Below are 19,614 nucleotides of genomic sequence, written 5' to 3' on the forward strand. Positions count from 1 at the left end.
GCCTCATACTCAAAAAGCTAGAGTCTCTCACCCCTCAGCTCAGAGAAATTCCTGCAGGCCTCGCTCTGAAGAATCTGAGGGACTGCCGCACTCTCTTTCCGGTGATAGGCAACTTTTTCAAGGCGGAGCCTGCGGTCAAGAAAGCCGCTCTTAAGCCTCAGCCCCGCAATGAAAGCCATGGGAATTGCGCCCCAGCAGAAGATCCGGTGCCCCGGGGAGATTCCCCCCAGTGCTGCCGTTATATGATCCTTGAGAATCCGCGCTTCTTCCCGGCGCGCTCTGCCCGGTCCCAGAACGGCAGCCGCGTAAACCACCGGGAGAATCTCACGGAGCGCCGCCAGCTTGCGCTCTGCCCGCTTGCGCAGGAGCGGCTCCGCTGAATCCCTGAGATTTCTGTAGCCTTCAAGCCATGCGGAAGCGGCCCTTACCACCGAGGGGCCGAGCCTTTCATAATCTCTGCGGTAGAGCTCTTCCTGCAGACTCTCGAGCTCGCCGGGCCTGAAGTGCTCCTGGGTAAAATGGGAGGCGAATCCGTCGAATGTCCGGTAGTCGGGATTTGTCCTGTACGGGGGGCTGTAGAGATCCTGTTCCATCACGTACCGGTGCAGGGGGGTTCCGGGGAAGGCAAAATAAATGAGAAACTGGGAAAAATCAGGCTGTGCGCTCATGAGCCTCTGAAAATCCCGTTCTATGCTCTCCCGGTCCTGTCCCGGGAAACCGATTATCATCGAGGCAATCACTGCCACACCCCGGGAGCGTAATTCCCTTATGAGCGTCCCGATGGGCTTTCCATCCAATTTCCGGAAGTCCGATTTCTCTGATTCAAAGCCGATCCAGAGAAGATCCACCCCCATCATGGCGATCTCGTCGGCAGTGAACTGTGACAGCCCCTTCACGCTGCCAAAAGCCATCATGGCGAAATCATCCTCATTTTGCTTTACACATTCCAGGTACTGCAGGGCCTTCTCGCGATGAATAAAGAAGTCCTCGTCAATAACGGCAAATCCGCCGAACCTGTCCCCGCACTCACGCTTAAGACGGGCCATCTCCCGGTAGAGCTGCCTGCCGTCGGCGGTGAAGCTCAGATACTTTCTCTTGAAGAAATGCGAGGTGCAGCAGAAATCGCAGCCATTGGGGCAGCCCAGCCCGCCCGTTATGTGCATCACCTTGCGGGAATATCCCGTGTAAAATATCTCGGGCGAAGCTATGGGTGCATAGGGATGACGTATCGGGCGCTCGAGCCTTTCCCCGAGAAGGCGCCGCATGAAGGCGATGCCCTCCTCCCGGCATATATGATCGCAGAGGGGCAGCAGCATGTCATCGGGAAGCACGGTCCCATATCCGCCGAGAATAATCTGTGCCCCGGGCCGGTATCTTCTTATGAGCCGGACCATTCGCTCCACCTTGTGAAAGGTGGAGACAACGAAACTGATGCCTACGCAGTCAAAGTCACCGGTCCTGAGCTCTCTTATCAGCTCCGCTTCTGAGGGATAATGAAGGACCACCGAGGGAGTCTCAATATTTTCCGCGATATAGTCGAGAGCCCAGCACCGTATGACCTGCCGGGGACTGAACATGCCCTGGGCACGGGTTATCTGCATATGGAACAACTCCGCGCCCACCGACTTGCCCTCATGCTTTCCGCCGAAGGGACGACACACGGAGGTAAACAAAATCTTGTTCATAGTGGAGCGCACCTCTCAATCTGATGCAGCGGCGGCCGAAGGTTCTCCATGATTCCAGACACAAAGATGGTCCTCCCATGGACAGCCGCGGGTATTTTTCAGTTGCCGGGCCTTATTGATGGATCAACGCGTAATACCCTGATTCCAAAGAGTCGCGGCGGAGCCCCGGCGCTCCCTCTCTTTTAATGTGTTCCCGGGCACTCTGGAAATCTGTATGGACACCTGGAAGAGGAAAATGCCGTCTGCACAGAAATTTACTATTATAAGTTACGGGAAAGTCTATAATGTCCTTTTTTATGGAAGGCGGATCGCCTTATGACCGAGACTCTTCTGTATGCCGGCGCGGCAGTATTTCTCTACATGCTCATGCTCTTCATTGTGGCGACTGCCATAAGAAACAACAGTATCGCCGATGTGGGCTGGGGAGGCGGATTCATTATCGTTGCGCTCATTTCTTTTTTCCACGGGGGGCGGCACGACCTTCGCCAGACCATCACGACCGTGATGATTGTTGCCTGGGGGCTCCGCCTGGTGATACACCTCTCCCTCAGAAACAGGGGGAAGCCCGAGGACAGGCGGTATGCGAAGTGGCGGGAAAGCTGGGGAAAATGGGCCGTGCCGCGGGCCTTCGTCCATGTCTTCCTGGCTCAGGGAGCCCTGCTGCTTCTCATCTCATATCCGGTAATCCTCATAAATACAGCTCCCGGGCCGGAGCTTACCGCTGCTGATGTGATGGGCTTTGCGCTCTGGATTGCGGGATTTGCCCTTGAGACCATTGCAGACCGGCAGCTTGCCGATTTCAGGCGGGACCCGTCACACCGGGGAAAGATCTGTCAGGAGGGGCTCTGGAAATATTCCCGTCATCCCAATTATTTCGGTGAAGCCCTCACATGGTGGGGAATTTACCTGGTGGCTCTCCCGGTGCCCGGCGGCTGGAAAGCAGTGTTCAGCCCGCTCATCATCACCCTGCTGCTCAGGTATGTGTCAGGCGTCCCCCTTCTGGAGGCCCAGATGAGCACAAGAGAGGGATATGAAGAATACCGGAGGACAACGCCGGTATTTATACCTGGGCTTCCGCTTAGACGAGGAGACCGTAAATGAGGCGCTTCTATATCCGGCACAGGGGGGTGCAGAAAAACATCTGAGCATCCGATATGTACCGCTCTCTGAAGCCACCTTCGCAATAACTGAGGTAATAGAGCCACATCTTGAGGAAGCTGGGGGAATATCCCCTCTCTGCCAGCCGGGGGAGATTCTTCTGGAAATTTTCCCTCCACATTCCCAGGGTCCTGGCGTAGTGCAGTCCGATATCCTCCAGCCTGATGAGCCTCAGATTGCTCACCCGCGCGACGCTCCGGCAGATTGATGCCACGGACAGCAGGCAGCTTCCAGGGAAAATGTGCTTTTTTATGAAGTCCGAGCGGTTTTTGTACGCTTCAAAGCGTGAGTCAAGCATGGTAATCACCTGTATGGCCAGGGCTCCGTCCGGCTTCAGGAGGCTGGCGCAGGTGCGGAAAAAGGTGTCCATGAAGCGGTGGCCGATGGCTTCTATCATTTCGATGGACACGACCCTGTCGAAGGTTCCCTCAAGCTCACGGTAGTCACGGAAAAGCACCGTAATCTGAGACTCCAGACCCAGGCGGTGCACCAGGCCCCGGGCATATTCATACTGCTCTCTGGAAATGGTTGTCGTAGTGACTCTGCAGCCATATTCCCGGGCGGCAAATATGGCAAATCCGCCCCATCCCGTGCCGATCTCCATGATATGATGGGAGTCATGTACATTGAGAACGCTGCAGATCTGCCGGTATTTTTCCCGTGAGGCCTCCTCCAGGGTCATGTCAGGCCTGGTGAAGAGGGCGCAGGAATAGGTCATGGTGGGATCGAGAAAGAGGGAGAAGAAATCATTTCCCAGGTCGTAGTGCTCGTGAATATTTCTCCTGCTCCCCGACGGGGTGTTTTTTCTCAGCAGATGAAGGATCCGGGAGATCCAAAGGCAGATGAGGCTGCAGCCGCCCGTTACGGCATCAAGGATCTCGGGATTAAGGGCAATAACCCGTATGACATCGGTGAGACCGGGAGAGTCCCATTCCCCGCGTATGTAGGACTCGGCGGCGCCGATATCGCCGCCGAATAGCACGCTGGAATAAAAATCCTCTGACTGCACGTGTATTTCAGCTCTCACATACCCATCGGGGGAGGCGCTCCCGAAGGCATGGGATCCCGAGGAATCGTGAATGGTCAGTGCTCCTCTTGCAAGGCGCCCCAGCATGTGGAAAAAGCCTTTTCTTGCCAGGCGTTGGACACATGCGGTCTTTCCGGCTTTTTCAGCGGCCGGGGAGAGTATTGTGTTCATGGCATCACCGTGATGGTCTCTTTTCCTGCGGGTGCTCATAAACGGGAGCTTTCTTGATGTTGAGCCGCAGTGCCTGCCAGTAGATGCGAAGTACGACCTTTACGGTCATGAAAGGATAGGTCAGCAGGAGCCGGTGAAGGGCTGCCCCGGTAATCTCTTTTCTCTGAAGCGAGAGGGCGGCGGTAAAAAATCTGGTGCTGTTCCGCACGGTATGCATTCTCACGAAAAGCTCTTCTGCAGGTTTCCTGAAGGTCCATTCATAGGTAAGGTCCATGGGCATGAAAGGAGACACGTGAAAGTTTTTACCAAAGGTGAAGGTCCACTCGGTGCGCTCCTTCCCCAGGGAAGCCGCATCCAGAACATAGGTAAAGCGCTCACCCCAGGGAGTGTTGGTGATCTGGGCGGCGATGGCCTCAATTTCCTTTCCCTGCTCATCGTAGGCATAATAGAAGGTCACCGGGTTGAAAATATGCCCGAAATATCTCAGATGGGTAAGGACCCTCACGGGGCCGGCGCATGCGCTCCCGGTCTGCTTCCTGATAGCTTCCTTTGCAGCCTCCGCGAGGGTGCGATCATGGGGCTCCATATAATCCTTCCGGCGAAACCAGGCAAGGTTGAAGCCGCCGGCTGACCAGAGGGGGCTTGCCTTGAACAGCTCGGTCAGCTCCTCAAGATCGATGAACATCATGAAAAGCGGGTATTTAAAGTGATTTTTCACCGGCTCCTTCCGGTGGTGAACCACGAACCCTTCGTAAATGCAACTGTTCATTGAAGGGACACTCCCAGCCTGCTGCAGGCATTCACGGCGCTCCTGGCGCCGTCTTCATGGAAGCCATAGCCCCAGTATGCGCCGCAGTAATGAATCCTGTCAACACCGCTTATTTCCAGGTGCCGCTCCTGGGCTTTCACCGCTGCCGGATCGTACTGGGGGTGCGCATAGAGGAATTCCTGCAGGATTTTTTCCCTCTCCAGGGCCTCCAGGCGGTTGAGGGTCACGCAGAACTCCACGGGAGCGCCGAGGGACTGCAGGATATTCATATCGTAGGTGACGGCCGCTCTGCCGAGTTTCTGCGCCGGAATAAGGTAATTCCAGCTGGCCCAGAGATTGCGGTCGCGGGGAAGAATAGTGTGGTCGGTGTGAAGGTATACCCTGTTTTCCTGGTAGGGGAAGGCGCCCAGAATCTCCCTTTCCAGGGCGGTGGGCTCCTCCAGCACCTGCAGCGCCTGGTCGCTGTGGACAGCCATCACGACCTGGTCGAAAAGGTGGTGGTCACCCCGGGCAGTGATCACCTGCACCCCGTCGGCACTTCTTGTTACATGAGCCACGGGGGTGCTTAACCGTATCCTGTCCTTAAACGGGGCGGTCATCTTGTCTGCATAGGTTCTGGATCCCTTTTTGATGACCAGCCATCGTATGGAGCTTTTTCCCCCGAGAAAGCCGTGGTTTTTGAAAAAGCGCACAAAGTTCTTGACCGGAAAGCTTCTGAACTGCTCGGGATCCGATGACCACAGAGATGCGCCCAGGGGAATGATAAGCTGTTCCATGAATCGCAGGGAGTAGCCCCTTTCCCTGAGGTATTCCTCTATTGCATGCTCCTCCTCTTCCTGGAGAATGCGGTCAAACTCCCGGCTGAACTTGAGGGCTTCCAGGAACATCCGGTAGAATGAAGGGTCAAAGAGGTTTTTTTTCTGGGAAAAGAGCGTGCTCAGGGCTTTGGCATTGTATTCCAGGCCATCTCTCTCTGATTTCACGCTGAAATCCATCCCGGTGGGCTGCCATTGCACCTCGAGCTCTTTGAGAATGCGGCAGAAGATGGGATAGGTGCTCTCGTTGAAGACGATAAAGCCCGTATCTACCGGGTAGCTCTTCCCCTCGGCCTCCACGTCCACCGTGTGGGTGTGGCCGCCAATATAGTCGTTCGCCTCAAAGAGTGTTACGGCATGGGTGCGGTGAAGAAGCCATGCTGCCGTCATACCCGATATCCCGCTGCCGATGATCGCTATGTTCATATGCCTTTCTCCCTGCTCTCTCCATCCTGGACATGAGATAGTTTCCGATTCAAATACCCCCGCTTGTCCGAGCCTTCCGCTAGGAGAAGAGCGTGAAGCCTGCATAAGCTGAAAAAACGGAGGTCACTGAGCACAGGAAGGTCCCCCAGAGGATATCCGCAAAGGTCATGGTTTTCGGGTAATCCTTTAACAGGCTGTAGTTGGTGAAATCATAGACGCCATAGAGCACGAGCCCGAAAAGGGCGCCTCTTCCCGCCGAAGAGAGGACCAGGCTGCCCCGGTCCACTCCCGGAAGCACAAATACTACGATACCCAGTGGAATCAGCAGATAGACCATGCATGCCGCCCAGATGACGGGCTTGAAATTTCCACCCTCTGTTCTTCCGAGGCCTCCGAGCTGCCGGGCGTAAAACCTGTTCATGATGAGCCCAAGCCAGACGTAATCGAGGACCAGGAGAAAAACCAGCGTCAGAAGATATGTTTTTATCATGTGAAGCGCTCTTGCTTTTTTATATAGTGTTTTTAAGTATGTCCTTCCATACTATTATGGGTGGAGGCGGAAAACTCCTGTTTCGGCAGGTTTTCGGCAGGGGTGCGGGAATCATCGTCCCCCGGTCCGTGCCGCCTCTTGGGAAAGGAGTCCCCGTTTTACCGCACTTCTTGAAATTCCGCCTCATACTCCATAAAAAAGAGAGGGTCCAGCTCGCTCTCAGCGCACTCACCTTCAGCAAGCTGGAAGGCCATAGTGAGGATCCGGGGCGAGCCTTTCGCCGGGCTGAGGGGGAGGTCGGTCTCCTTCTGTATATAGAAGCGGTAAGGGTCGATGCTCCCGAAGAAAAAGTCCTTGATCCTCTGCTTCTGGCTTTCCGACATGCCGCCGGCCTCCATGACCCCCTGGGCTACGGAGGTATCGACGGGAATCCATCCGTATGAGGGGATAAAGACCTGGGCCCAGAAATGGTATGAGGTCTGGCCGGGGCAGAGCTGCATGCCGCCGAGGCACCTGGCCGGGATACCCAGGGAGCGGCACAGGGCGGCAAAAAGGATGCTCTGGCCGCCGCAGTCGCCATACTTATGCTCAAAGACATAGACCGATTCAGGCTTTTTGAGGGCATCAAGGGAGAGATGGGGCATAAAGCTGTACTTCACGTTGTCCACCACATAGTCATAAAGCTTCCGCGCCGCCAGGTAAGGATTCTGCTCGCCTGCCGCCACTTTTTCCGCCATGGCCTTGATCTCGGGAGTCACCGTGCAGTTGCCTTCGCTCTTCGTATAATGACGGTAAAGAGAGGAATCCTTGTCGTAGGTGCCCACCAGGTCGGGGCTCACCGCTGACCTGACGGCGCGGCCGGTAAAGCGGTAGTGAACCTCGATTTTCATTTCCTTCTTTTTCAGGGGAAGGGGGACTTCAAGGTAAAGGCACCCCATTTCGGCGTCGGCATCAGAAACAGCTTTCACATACTCAGGGTGGGAGACGCGCAGCAGTGCCACGTCGGTCTGGGAGCCCGTCGTGACGGGAAGGGGAATCCAGAGCCTCAGGACGCCCTTTTCGGGAAAGTGCTTTTTCTTAAGCTTGACCTCCCCTTCTCCCAGGAAGACCTTGGAGGCATAATAGGGCGAGAACCACTGCACGCCGGCGTCGTTGTATTCATTGAATATATAGGGATTGTATGCGGCGAGAAACTTCTTCCCGGACTCCCTCATCGCCTTGAGCCTCATCCCCAGCGCAGGGTCCCTGAAGAAGGCGTTTTTCAGGCAGTCCCTGAAATACTTTTTCCCGCCGTCGAAGGTCATATATTCAAGCTTGTCAGCCGCGACGAGGCTTTTGATCTCCGCTGCGCTGAGAGGGATTTTCTCTTTTTCGCACTTTCTCACCAGATCGGCCTCAGTGGAGTCATATTCCACAATCACCTTCTGAAGATCGGTGATCTCCCGCGACAGGGCGGTGAACTGCGTCACATTGTTCTGCGCCCTGTAGAGCTTCCTGGCCTCGTCGAGGAGCTCAACGGCCCTGGTGTAAAAGAGCTTTTCGCGGGATTCATGGGCCTGCTTCACAAGAGCGGCGGGATCGGCCGCTTTCTTTTCCGCGGCAAAGGCCGGGAGAAAGAGGGTGATGAGAAAGAAGAGGGCACACACAGGAAATTTTTTCATTGAAGGATCTCCTTTTCGATTCGAAGTGACGGGGACAGATTGATTCTAAAACCCGTCAGTCCCCACTGTGTACTATTCGACAGCGCGGCAGGAAGAGACTCTTTTTCATGCTGACTGCAGGCAGGGCTTTACAAACTGCTGATTGTATTGATATAGCATTGAAGGGCCATGATTTGGACCTTTACATGTATTTCCGGCAAGAGCATTACTCGAAAAGGATGGCGGCTCATGGGATTCCGCGTGGAAGCGCCCGGCGGGAAAAAAGGGAAGGACGGCCTCCCCATGCTGGTGCTCCCTGAAGAGACAGTGCTCAGGGGAAAATACAAGGCGAAGTATCTCACCGTGGGCGGGATGTGCATAGCCTACAAGGCTGAATATGAAGGAAATGTATACTTCATCAAGGAGGTTGAGACCGGCGATCCCAGGAGAATGGTCTCCCTCTCCCAGGAAAAGCTTATTCTTGATCAACTGAACCACCCCGGCATCATCAAGGTCTTTGATTTTTTTGAAGAAGACGGCTTCTATTACCTGGTCATGGAGTTCGTGGAAGGCCAGAGCCTTGAGAAGCTCATATCTCCCATGGCAGGGATATTTCTCCAGGAAAAGGTGATTATCGAGTGGGCCCTCCAGCTCTGCGACATCTTTGAATACCTCCACAAGCTCACCCCGCCCATAATCTACCGAGATCTCAAGCCCCAGAACATCATCAAGGATACCCGGGGCCGCCTTCGCCTCGTGGATTTCGGCATAGCCCGGATTTACAAGATAAACAAGGCTGAAGATACGGAGTTCATGGGCTCCGCGCTCACTGCCTCGCCTGAGCATTTTGGGGCAAAACAGACTGATGAGCGCTCCGATATCTACACTCTCGGCGCGACGCTCCATTATCTGGCGACAAACGGCAAGGGCTTCTCTGGGCAGCTCTTTGAGTTCGAGCCTCCGCGATCTCTCAATCCCAAGCTCTCAGAGTCTTTTGACAGGATAATCATGAAATGCCTGGAGCTTGATCCTGATAAGCGGTACCAGTCAATTGCCGAGCTCAGAGCCGCTCTTGGGGGCCCCAGAGGCGAAAAAGCAGCTGCTGAGGAGAAAAAGACGGATCCCGCTCCCGCAGAGGCTCTTAAGACTCTTTCAGCGGCGCGTTTTTCACTCTCAGATACGCTTCAAAGAGTGAAAAAATATTATCTCAGGTCTCTCTATCCCTATAAATCTTATATTACCCTTGCGCTTGCGGTCTTTCTGGTCGCTTTCACAGGGATCATGCTTATCAAAGCCTCGGCGCCGCGGCAGCCTGCTGCCTTGGGAACGCTCCCCCTGGCCTCCCTGACCCTGCTTGACGACAGGGGCCTCAAAGAGCCGCCGCCTCTGGCAGTGAGAGAAAATCCGGTCCAGGAAGGACTCTCGGCTCAGGAAGCCCCTTCCATTCCTGAACCCGGGGCGGCCGATCCCTCTGCCTCTCCCGGGGCTGCGGCACCACCCCTCTCTTCTGTTACCCCTTCCCCGGAGAGAGCCGCTCCTTCTTCTTCAGCCCCCCCCGCCACCCTCCCCACGGCGCCCTATCTTCCCGGCGAGACAGTCCCCCGGGCGACAAGAAAGCCCCGCCCCATGGACCCGGGCAATAATAATCCCCAGACCACGGCGCTCTCCACGCCTGCCTCTCAGCCTGCCCACACGGCTCCAAAAAGCAGGGAAGAGCTCCTCGGCCAGATTTTTAAGATACAGCCCTCCGGATTCAGGCGCGTCGACTCAGTGAAAGCCCGGGAGATAAATTCTGGCACCGCTGATTATTCTTATGAGATAAATATTCCCCGGGATTATTTAAATTTCACTCCTAAAAAAATGATCTACAGCTCCACAGAAAAAGTTTTTGCAAAGATTGACCCGATAAGGGGTGAATCGACTCTGCGTTACCTGATTCTTTACAGCCATGCTAATTACCATAGTGGTGCCACTGGGTTTATCGAATGGCAAAGTCTGGACAGTGCTTTCAGAGATATCATTTCAAAAAACAAGGATATTGAGGTGGACAGCATTGAACCGCAGAGTAATTACATTGAAAACAAAGCAGGCCTTGAATACAGCTTCAACATGAGGGTCAGAGAGAATTTTTTAGAAGGTACCACCTTTCATTGTGAGGAGATAATCTATGCCATCCGTGACAGGAAATCAATTTATTCCCTTACCGCATGCGCCCTGCCAGAACGTTACAGTTATTACCAGGATGAATTCAGGGAATTTTTCAGGAATTATCCTTCGGTAAAATAATATTTACCGTATTAAAAGGAGCGGAGCTTATGAAGCGTGTGCCGGCGCCTGATTCTGACAAATCAGAAAGAACGGTGCTTCCCGAGGGTTCCCACCTTCACGGAGTATATAAGGTCCACTACCTGGGCGCAGGATCCAGGGGAGTCTCCTACAAGGCGGAAAAAGGGAACACCTTCTACCACATAAAAGAAGTTGACACCAGGGAGAGCCAGTTGCTCTTCTCACTCACGCAGGAGCATTTTATCCTGAGCAGGGTCAGTCACCCCGCAATTGTAAAAGCATTTGATTTCTTTGAGGAGGAGGGCTTCTGTTACCTTGTCACGGAGCTTGTGAGGGGAGAGAGCCTGGACCTGCTTGTTGCACCGGGAGCCCCGGGATTCACCCAGGAAAAGGATGCTGAAGAGTTCGCCTCGCAGCTTTACGACATCTTTGAATACCTCCATGGCCTCAACCCCCCGGTATTCTACAGGGACATAAAGCCGCGGAACATAATAAAAGACCGGGAAGGCAAGCTCAGGATCGTCGATTTCGGCACCACAGGAGCACCAGATGATGACGGGAACAGATCCAGGAGGGCCATTTTATGCTCACCGGAGCACACAACAGGGACAGGCAGAGATGCAAGGTCTGATGTATTCAACCTCGGCGCCACCCTTCACTTCCTTCTCACCAATGGATATGAGAGGGGCCGAAGAGACGGGGTGCTCCTCCCCGTGCGCTCCGTGAACCCCGATGTCTCAGAGAATCTTGAGAAAGTCATCGAAAAAGCCACCCATCCTGACAAGCTCCAGCGCTTTCAATCGGTGAGAGAGATGAGGATGGCCCACCTCGGGCCACGGAAGGAAGGCGCCCTGGCCAGGTCTTCAGGAAGGGGCTCTGAAGAAGAAGAAGCTGCAGCCATATCACCTGAGCGTAAAAGACTGGCTTCTGTTCCATTATTCATGCTCCTCGCGGGCATTTTCCTGCTTGTTCTGGCAGGAATCTTCATATATAAGGGCTCAAGAAGCAGTCACAGGGCTGCGGTGTCTTCTCAAGGCCACTCAGAAGACTTTGTGGTCCAGTACACCCCTCTTCCCATGAAGAGCACTGGGCCGGGGCCTGAATCTTCTCCCCCTGTCCAATCTCCCCTCCAGAGGACCGCCATAGGAGAAGTGCCTGGTTCTCCCTCTTATCCCCCCGTATCCTATGCCCATGAAAGTGCTGCAAACCCTGAGCCGACTGCCTCCTCCGGCAATTCCGCGCCACAGCCGCCGGATCTTCCTGGTGGAAACAATGCCCCGCCTCTTATGCCTTTCTCCTATCCCACGGGAGCCCCGGTGAAGATCGCCGGTGAAAGCCCGGTGACTCACCGGGAGGAGACTCCTGGACTCCCACCCTCGCCAGCTCAGCAGGGAGCGCCTTCAGGCAACGACGAGAGAAAAGCCGCTGAGATTATCTCACAGATCCTTAAGGTAAAGGAGGGCGATATTCAGGCTCCCCGGGGAATAGCACAGGGACCGGCCATCGAGCTTGCAAGTCCGGGCAGGTATTATGCATCACTCCAGGTGCCAAAAGGATATCTGCAGATACTCGGCGGTGTGAAATTCTTCAAGGAAGACCCGCGCCTGAGGGAGAGGATTGTTGAGGAGTCATGTTTTGCGGCCCTTGACAGCACCTGTGACGGAAAAACCTTGCGGCTTCTTCAGCTGACAGTTCTGGTAGTTCCCGTTGATGTGAGCCCATCAGTGATATATTCCATTTACCTTGACGGGCTCCGATCGCAGTGCGCGGAGAATCTGGCTTTTACCCCCGTGAGAAGCGGGAAAAGGACGGGCTATGCCTATTCATTTCATTATACCCCTCTTAACAGCAGTGAAAGCGTGAAATGCGAGCAGCTTGCCTTTATAAGCGATGACGGCCAGAAGATGTACATTCTCTCCTCGAGCGCTTCTCCCGATATCTATAAGTATTATGCAAGAGATTTCTCCCTTTTCTGCCAGTCCCTCCGGCAATGAAGAGGCTTGAAGAGGCTTGAAAATAAGAGGATTTTATGGAAAAATATAAGTAAGACCATCAGAAAGGGTGAAGAGGATGAAAGTCCGTCACCGAACAGCGAATGAAAAAGGCATCGCGCTTGTTATTGCCCTGTTTACCATCTTTGCCATCCTCACGATGGGCGTCACCTATATTGGCATCTCTTTTACCAACAGCAGGGCAGCGGCGGGCTATGAAAAGGAAGCGGTGGCGGTGAGCCTGGCAAATGCCGCTGTTGATTTTGCCCTTTATCATATGGGTGATCCCGGAAACTGGAGCCTTGACAGCGCAACCAATATCAATGTCCTGAAAAGCATCACGACCGCCACCACTCCCCCCAGCGGTTCTTTCATGCCCAGCATCACGGTGGAATCTGCAAGCAGCGACCCGGAGTTCAACGTAGCCCCTTATAAAACAAATGCCAATGCCATGGTAATTGCCACATCCTCAACAGATATGAGCGACCTCGGTTTCGCTTCCAGCGGTCTTCACAGCCACTGGAGAATCCTTGTAGTCCCTGAAGCAGAGGGGAGCGTGATGGTAAGCGGCGAGGCTGCCTACACTTATAACGTGAACTACCGCATCATAGTGAAAGCCAGGATCATGAGCCAGAAGGACAAGGATCCCGCTTCATATCCCCAGTATATAGTCTCCTCGCGGGAAGTCCTTGCCCGCGTAAGCAATGAGTTCCCCGGATCGATCTACCAGAACATCCGCTCCTATGACATCGGCGGAGGATACCATTACCCGAACCAGCAGGAATGCACCGATGACGCCGTATTCGTATGCGAAGACTTCACCTGGGACGGTGCCATCAAGATAGACGGCCCCGAGCAGGCGGGATGGGCCAAGCCTCAGCAAACCGCCACTTTTAACGCGTCAACGGGCTGGGTGGCCAACTCAGCTGATTTCAGCGGCAGCATCAACCTTGATCTGCTCTCAAGCACCTCAGCAGGCAATTCCGATATATGGCCCAAGTTCTACGGAAAGGCCATCGCGCAGAAATCAGGCAAATCATCGACCCCTTCGAGTGCCGTGGGGATCCAGTTCAATTCAGGAATGACCGACGGAAGCGGAAACTTTCTGTCTGGCGAGATATTCAAGAATACCAAGGATCCTTATGAAACAGGCTCTTCCTCGATGAACATCCATGAGCATATCTGGAAGACCGCAGGCGGCACGGAGAAGATGGGGTATGTTGACGGCTCAGGCAATGCGCAGAACGGCTTCTTTTACAACCTTGCGCAGCAGGACGACGGCGCCTCCAATGGATGGTTCATCGACGTACCGGACAGTGCCCTGCGACCTGACTTTCACACTGCCGGCAGCCAGATAGAGCCTCCCACCTACAGAATCACCGTAAAACCAATTATCGATGTGAACGGGAACCCGGAAAGAACCCAATACACCGTCCAGCAGTACCTGAGAGACTCGGCTACAGGGGAGCTCGCGCCGGTGGCCGGGACCTCAAAGACCTTTTTCAGCGATACTCCCGGATTCAAGAACATGATCTATGTCAAGGGAGGAAACGTGCAGGTTCTCGGCGAGAATCCCAACTCCGCCGAGAACGCCAATGGTGAACCGGGCAAGGGGCATCTCACCTCACCGCTTTCAATAATAGCCGACTCCAATTCGAGCAGGGAGGCTCAGGCTATTTATGCTCCCGACTATTACAGCGCCAACAACATTTTCGACAGCAGGCTCACTACCTGTAATGTCTATGACACTGTCACAGGGAAATATCTCTACCAGTGCTATAAGGAGCGGAAATGGACACAGGACGGCCAGACACACACCGAGATGGTGAATGCTCTCCCCTCGACTGAGGTTGATGCCGCCCAGAGGCCTGCCTTGAATATGAGCAAGGCAGAATATGACGCCTATACGGCCAACCCCACGCGGTACAAGTTCCGCTACCCTCCTTACGACAGCACTGTCAATGAGCAGGCTGAAGGGAACCTCTCGATAATCGGCGATATCACCTATCGCAAAGATATGCCTGCGCCTTCGCTGGGGCTCCTTGCGAAAAATCATGTGTACCTCAACGATTTCAAGCACCCCAATACCACTGACAGCGAATACATGACCCCCGGCTCTGCAGACTTCGACGATCCCTCCAAGACACAGAAGCAGACTCTTGAGGTGACTGCCACCATCGGCTCAAAAAACCACAGCATGACCATGGACTTCTTCAATGTAAACCACAACCCTTATCAGAAGCCTGCAACCATGCCCACTTCTCTGCCCTCGGGCATTGTGAACGCTGATTCATACCGTAAGGCGCCCATCTCTTTTGAGAGCGGCCAGGCCATCAAGGCCGCCAACGGGGGGACGCGCCCTGCCTGGCTTGTCGAGCAGAATGGACAGTATTACGTGGACAGGTGGCTTGCCGTAAGCGACCAGGCCAGAAAACAGATCGTGTGGGATTTCAACTACGGGGCGATCCAGCTTGAGGACACCACGGATAACTATTCAACGCTCTACCAGGGAGGCATATTCAGGTTCACGGGATGCATAATCTCAAGATTTGCCGATGTGGAGGCTGACGCGGGAGATTCTGGAGCCTACTGCATGGGCTATCACTGGCAGAAAATGAGCTATGACACCAACCTGAAGAACAGGTCGGCACCATTCTTTTCCACCGCCTGCTTCAATAAGGCGAAAAGCAACGCGCGCCTCAGCTGGTCAATAATTTCCTACGTGGACAGAGGAGCCATTTCGGAGACAAAAGAAAACCTGTAGCCATGAAGGGAATCACGGGAGTTTCAGAATTCCATCACTTCGCCATATGCGGATAATGCGCACCCTTTTTTTATCGTACCTGTATACAATGCGAAATGGAGGTGGTAGATGCGCTATGTTCTCTGCTTTTCTGCCAGGATCTCCGAAATTACCTGCTGCAGCTCATCAAGAGGCTGTGCAATTTCTTCTATTCTGCCGCAGTAGTGGTGTGCCGGAGGAACAGCCCCTTCTTCAAGAAGCCGCACTATCTCTTCAGTGATAATCCGAAACTTTGCGATTACCTCTCTTAATATTATGCAGGTTTTTTCCAGCTCGGTATCGGTGAATGATTTTACTTGAGGGGTGACCTGATCTTCCATCTGGTTCTGCAGTGAAGTCAATCTCTGAAGAAACTCTGAAAACACCTTCTTCTCTTCTTCGCCGCTGATTTCATTACACTCTCCCATTGTCAATGCCTGCTTCAATTTCCGGATATTTTCCCTCACTATCTTTTTTTCGACAGCAGGCATCCTTGAATGGTCCTGATCCTCTTTAATATCAATAAGGCATTTCGGGTCATCAGAAATCACACTGAATTTCTTCAGCATGGAATTAATTGGAGTAAGAGCCGAATCACTGATGTCATCAGCCGGATCCATGATTTTGATCATTTTAATTCCTTGAATCATAAGGTTTTTCCCCTCTATGAGGAGGTCCCTTTCTCTTCTTTGCAGGAACTCCTTTATCTTTCCTGCTCCCTCCTCCTGGAGCCTCACGGCCTGAAGAAGTGCATCCACCTCATCACTGCTTTCATTCTGAAGCACTCTGCAGTCAATGAGGGCTGTTTTAAGGTCTTCCTGCATCCTGAGTGCATGCGCGAGATGAGTGGCAAGATGATGAAGGGGAAGCCTGCATTGAAAAACACTCTTCATCACATTGGATAAATTCTTGAAATAGGGAGCGTTTTCTAAAGATATGTCTTCTTCCAGCTCTCTCTTCAATTCACCCAGCCTGTCTCTTTCTGCTCCTGATAAGGCAGAATACTGAGAGAAGAGGCGGGAAACTTCAAGAGGATCGTGAAGGTGGAGGTGCATGGCTTCCAGCAGATGAGTCTTATTTCTGCAGCACTGTGCCATATCCGAGAAGAATTCCTCCTGCCTGTTTGAAGAGAGATACCAGTAATTCTTCTCCTTTTCCAGAGATTCTATTCTTTTTTCTTCGATCTCTTTCAGGTAAACAATGTAATCTCTGATGTCATTTATGACATTGCTTCCCTCTCGATAACGGGTAATCAAAAGAGAGAGAGTGTCTCCATATCTGCTTTTCAGATCTTTGAAGGAAAGGGAAGAGCTGTCCTCCATTTCAGGCAGGATGAGGGAAAGCTGTTCACCCGTTTTTCCGAGAATTGCGGTAAGCTGCTCTATATCCGGCACCTTTTTTTCTCTTTCACACCGGGAGAAAATATCTTCACTTTCTCTCAGCAGAGCAACTACTTCTTCCAATCTTTCTCTCAATTTCTCTTTTCCCTCTGCTCTAAGCCTTATCGGGGCGAGATCCATCGCCAGGCGTTTTCTTAATTCACCCAGACCGGAAAGCCAGTAAGGGAGAATATCATATTGCACTTCTCCCCGGAGAAAACAGGAAAGCGTAAATATCGCATCACATATGGTCGGCACGGGAGGGTTGCGCGGAATCTCGTTAAAAGCTCTCTCCAGAGCGTGCTGAAGTGAGACAAGGGTAACGGCATTCTCTTCAAAAGCGGAAAGCATTGAAGATAACAGACCTCTGTCATGTTCCAGGCTCTGCAAGATTCCCCCGAGCTCATTGAGTGTGCTCTCGAGGGAATCACAAATCTCTCTGACAACAGGAAAATACAATGCAAAGTGTGCATAATAAGTAATATGAGAGCGCTCTTGCTCCATAAGCGCCCTCACATGCGGGATGGCTTCATGTAAGCCATCCCACTCTGCAAAACCGTTCAGGATATCATATCCCCTGTCAAGCAGCAGAACGAACGGACAGGGCAGAATCATAAGGTTGTTCATTCCTTCTATGCTATTGCGCTGATCGATACCAGCTTCCCGTTTACCGAAATGTGTTCCATATCATTCCCTATCTGATACTTGTTTCCTGTCACGATATCTTCTGCGAGCAAAACTCCATCCTGATTGCGGCTGAAGTGAATGTTGGTATCTTTCTGTGAGGTGAAATTAACGGTATCGTTTCCGGCTCCTCCGCTCACATAGCCAATCTTATTGGATCGAGATCCCATATTCACCTGCACGGTGTCATTTCCCTCTCCGCCATAAATTTTATTCTGGCCTGAGACAGTGAGCTTATCATTCCCTTGGCCGCCATAGCCCTCATTTCCATGACCGGAGATGGTAATCGAATCGCTGCCGGTGCCGCCATCTACAGTACTTCCACTGGTGTTCACTGCTGAAATCGAGTCGTTTCCTGTTCCCCCATTAATCTTTGCGTTGCTTCCATTGGAATATACGGTGTCATTTCCCTCTCCGCCCTCAATTCGTGTCCTGGCTCCATAGGCTGTTATGGAATCATTGCCCACACCGCCGTCATGGGTATTCCCGTCTCCCTTTGAGTAGAGGGTATCATTGCCCTCATCGCCTCTCAGAGTATTGTTGCCTCCGGTCACCTTTACGTTATCGCTGCCCTCCCCGCCTTTCACAAGGTTCGCGTCTCCAATCACCTCTGCACTGTCATTCCCCGCTCCAAGGATATCTGTGTTTGAGTCGCCATTCTGTGCAAGCTTGTCGTTGCCACTTCCTGTGACGGCATAATTTCTATCACCGTTGACTCTCAGATCGTCATCGCCGCCTCTTGAGTCAACATAGTTGTCATTGCCGTTCACCTGGAACTTGTCTCCTCCTTCAGAGCCGCTCCCGCTTTTGTTATTACCATCGACCGTATAATACTGTGGAATCTCTACGGGCTTGTCTGAGCCCTTTGCGCCCTTTCCCTCTTCAAATTCAATTGCAGGTGCGGAAGAAGGCCTGGTTCCCTGCGGGACTGTCATTTCCTTTCCATTCATGGTTATCTTTTCAAAACCATGCAGCTCCGCCTTGTTTCCAGTGGTTGAATCTTTCAGATAGAGCTTTCCGCTGTCATCTCTATACAGTGAAAGGTTTTCGGGGTTCTTCGAGTTGATATTGAAAGTGTCACTGCCCTCCCCGCCATTGAATATACTGTCAGCAGATTTAGCATTGGTAAAACCTGTGAAGGCAAGTGCATCATTGCCTGCTCCGAGATCCACCTTGTTTGAAGAGCCGAAGAGTGTCACACTGTCATCGCCTGTGCCGGCTTTTATGATATTGCCGGTGCCGCTCCAGCTCATTTTGTCATTGCCGCTTCCCAGGCCGATATTGCTGGTCGATCCCCAGCCTGTGACGGTATCATCCCCACCACCTGTCCTTATATCATTATTTGAATAACCGCTGTTTTGGACAGTATCGTTGCCGCTGCCGCCTCTTATGGTGGTATTTCCTCCTCTGTTGGTGATCTTGTCATCTCCCAGGCCGCCGTAAATCCTGTTATTCGAACCCAGACTGTCTATCGTGTCATTGCCGCTTCCCATATCATGGGAGTTATAATCTCCGACTGCTTTGACGTTGTCATTGCCGCTTCCCATGTCAATCCTGGAATTGTATCCATTGTAATCAAGGTCATCTTTGCCCCGCCCTGTATTGATTATTGAATATTTGCCATTATATTTTACCTCATCATTCCCCTCTCCGGAAAATATAGTGCCAAAATCTCCATTTTGTTTTACCCTGTCATCGCCGATGGTCCCCATAATTTCGGTAAAATCTCCGTTTACCTGGGTGTTGATGGGGCTCTGGCGGTAAGAGAAGTTATACGTTCTGTAGTTTCCGTTGAACACCGTCTGTTCCTGAGGGCGCTCATTGTTGAAGACCGGATATTCTCCATACCCGTTTAAATACGTGTTCTTCATGCCATTGAGGCTCCCCGAAGAGTCAAAGGGATTGAAACTGCCATAACTGCTGTTATAACCGCCGGATTGCTGATCTCCGAGCAAAGAATTAATCATATTGAATTGGAAGAGATAGATCTGGAGGGTGGCATCGAACCCGCCACCAGAATATGCACCCAGGGCATTAAACATATTTGTCTGAAACTGTGTCTGATAACTCAACATTGGTGAATTCCTCCCCACGGTATTTTTTGTTTTCCCTGCATTCTCATGATAATCAAAAAGTCTTATCAATATAAAACAATATTGTAAACACGATGTTAATAATATGTTAATAAATTGTTGCTGGTGTTAATAAATTGTTACAAATATTAATAAATTGTGACAAATGAGCCTGTTGCTTTTCGAGTATCACTCCGGCGTGAAGCTCGTGCCGTCGCAGGAAGAAACCGGCGCTATGA

The 19,614-nt window shown here is 52.5% G+C and carries 12 protein-coding genes; 4 read left to right on the forward strand and 8 right to left on the reverse strand.

Annotated elements, in window-relative coordinates; all coding sequences use genetic code 11:
- Nucleotides 1-17: 17 nt before the first annotated feature.
- A complete protein-coding gene (locus RDV48_27275; GenBank protein MDQ7826534.1) occupies nt 18-1,685 on the reverse strand; it encodes a B12-binding domain-containing radical SAM protein in 1,668 nt (555 codons plus the stop codon).
- Between the two features lie 315 nt (nt 1,686-2,000).
- Between RDV48_27275 and RDV48_27280 the strand changes: the two genes are divergently transcribed.
- A complete protein-coding gene (locus tag RDV48_27280; GenBank protein MDQ7826535.1) occupies nt 2,001-2,786 on the forward strand; it encodes a DUF1295 domain-containing protein in 786 nt (261 codons plus the stop codon).
- Between the two features lie 7 nt (nt 2,787-2,793).
- Here RDV48_27280 and RDV48_27285 read toward each other — a convergent pair whose 3' ends face one another.
- The 5 genes from RDV48_27285 to RDV48_27305 form a co-directional block, all read right to left on the reverse strand.
- Nucleotides 2,794-4,080 carry a cyclopropane-fatty-acyl-phospholipid synthase family protein gene (locus tag RDV48_27285; GenBank protein ID MDQ7826536.1) on the reverse strand — a complete coding sequence of 429 codons (1,287 nt, stop codon included), beginning with the start codon at nt 4,078-4,080 and terminating at the stop codon, nt 2,794-2,796.
- Nucleotides 4,046-4,759: a DUF1365 domain-containing protein gene (locus tag RDV48_27290; GenBank protein ID MDQ7826537.1), complete on the reverse strand. Its 714-nt coding sequence runs from the start codon at nt 4,757-4,759 to the stop codon at nt 4,046-4,048. The genes RDV48_27285 and RDV48_27290 overlap by 35 nt, the downstream gene beginning before the upstream one ends.
- Before the next feature lie 47 nt (nt 4,760-4,806).
- Nucleotides 4,807-6,051, reverse strand: coding sequence for an FAD-dependent oxidoreductase (locus RDV48_27295; GenBank protein ID MDQ7826538.1), 1,245 nt, complete (start codon nt 6,049-6,051; stop codon nt 4,807-4,809).
- Nucleotides 6,052-6,130: 79 nt separating this feature from the next.
- On the reverse strand, nt 6,131-6,541 hold the full coding sequence (locus RDV48_27300) for a DUF2177 family protein (GenBank protein ID MDQ7826539.1): 411 nt from the start codon (nt 6,539-6,541) through the stop codon (nt 6,131-6,133).
- Nucleotides 6,542-6,699: 158 nt separating this feature from the next.
- Entirely contained in the window at nt 6,700-8,202 is a 1,503-nt protein-coding gene (locus RDV48_27305) for a transglutaminase-like domain-containing protein (protein ID MDQ7826540.1), read from the reverse strand.
- A 228-nt stretch (nt 8,203-8,430) separates the two neighbouring features.
- Here RDV48_27305 and RDV48_27310 point away from each other — a divergent pair, with 228 nt between their 5' ends.
- From RDV48_27310 to RDV48_27320, 3 genes are all read left to right on the forward strand, one after another.
- Nucleotides 8,431-10,467, forward strand: coding sequence for a protein kinase (locus tag RDV48_27310; protein ID MDQ7826541.1), 2,037 nt, complete (start codon nt 8,431-8,433; stop codon nt 10,465-10,467).
- A 29-nt stretch (nt 10,468-10,496) separates the two neighbouring features.
- On the forward strand, nt 10,497-12,461 hold the full coding sequence (locus tag RDV48_27315) for a protein kinase (protein ID MDQ7826542.1): 1,965 nt from the start codon (nt 10,497-10,499) through the stop codon (nt 12,459-12,461).
- A 76-nt stretch (nt 12,462-12,537) separates the two neighbouring features.
- Nucleotides 12,538-15,222 carry a hypothetical protein gene (locus RDV48_27320; GenBank protein MDQ7826543.1) on the forward strand — a complete coding sequence of 895 codons (2,685 nt, stop codon included), beginning with the start codon at nt 12,538-12,540 and terminating at the stop codon, nt 15,220-15,222.
- A gap of 113 nt (nt 15,223-15,335) precedes the next feature.
- Here the strand turns inward: RDV48_27320 and RDV48_27325 are convergent, their stop codons facing one another.
- Together RDV48_27325 and RDV48_27330 are read right to left on the reverse strand one after the other, a co-directional pair.
- A complete protein-coding gene (locus tag RDV48_27325) occupies nt 15,336-17,234 on the reverse strand; it encodes a hypothetical protein (protein MDQ7826544.1) in 1,899 nt (632 codons plus the stop codon).
- 17 nt (nt 17,235-17,251) lie between these two features.
- A complete protein-coding gene (locus RDV48_27330; protein ID MDQ7826545.1) occupies nt 17,252-19,378 on the reverse strand; it encodes a calcium-binding protein in 2,127 nt (708 codons plus the stop codon).
- Nucleotides 19,379-19,614 lie beyond the last annotated feature (236 nt).

This window comes from Candidatus Eremiobacterota bacterium, assembly GCA_031082125.1.
Classification (GTDB): Bacteria; Vulcanimicrobiota; CADAWZ01; order CADAWZ01; family Ess09-12; genus Ess09-12.

Bases quoted from the DNA above. Each gene is read 5' to 3' on its own strand.
- RDV48_27275 (MDQ7826534.1), bottom strand. From the start codon at position 1,685: ATGAACAAGATTTTGTTTACCTCCGTGTGTCGTCCCTTCGGCGGAAAG.
- RDV48_27280 (MDQ7826535.1), top strand. From the start codon at position 2,001: ATGACCGAGACTCTTCTGTATGCCGGCGCGGCAGTATTTCTCTACATG.
- RDV48_27285 (MDQ7826536.1), bottom strand. From the start codon at position 4,080: ATGAGCACCCGCAGGAAAAGAGACCATCACGGTGATGCCATGAACACA.
- RDV48_27295 (MDQ7826538.1), bottom strand. From the start codon at position 6,051: ATGAACATAGCGATCATCGGCAGCGGGATATCGGGTATGACGGCAGCA.
- RDV48_27300 (MDQ7826539.1), bottom strand. From the start codon at position 6,541: ATGATAAAAACATATCTTCTGACGCTGGTTTTTCTCCTGGTCCTCGAT.
- RDV48_27305 (MDQ7826540.1), bottom strand. From the start codon at position 8,202: ATGAAAAAATTTCCTGTGTGTGCCCTCTTCTTTCTCATCACCCTCTTT.
- RDV48_27310 (MDQ7826541.1), top strand. From the start codon at position 8,431: ATGGGATTCCGCGTGGAAGCGCCCGGCGGGAAAAAAGGGAAGGACGGC.
- RDV48_27315 (MDQ7826542.1), top strand. From the start codon at position 10,497: ATGAAGCGTGTGCCGGCGCCTGATTCTGACAAATCAGAAAGAACGGTG.
- RDV48_27320 (MDQ7826543.1), top strand. From the start codon at position 12,538: ATGAAAGTCCGTCACCGAACAGCGAATGAAAAAGGCATCGCGCTTGTT.
- RDV48_27325 (MDQ7826544.1), bottom strand. From the start codon at position 17,234: ATGATTCTGCCCTGTCCGTTCGTTCTGCTGCTTGACAGGGGATATGAT.
- RDV48_27330 (MDQ7826545.1), bottom strand. From the start codon at position 19,378: ATGTTGAGTTATCAGACACAGTTTCAGACAAATATGTTTAATGCCCTG.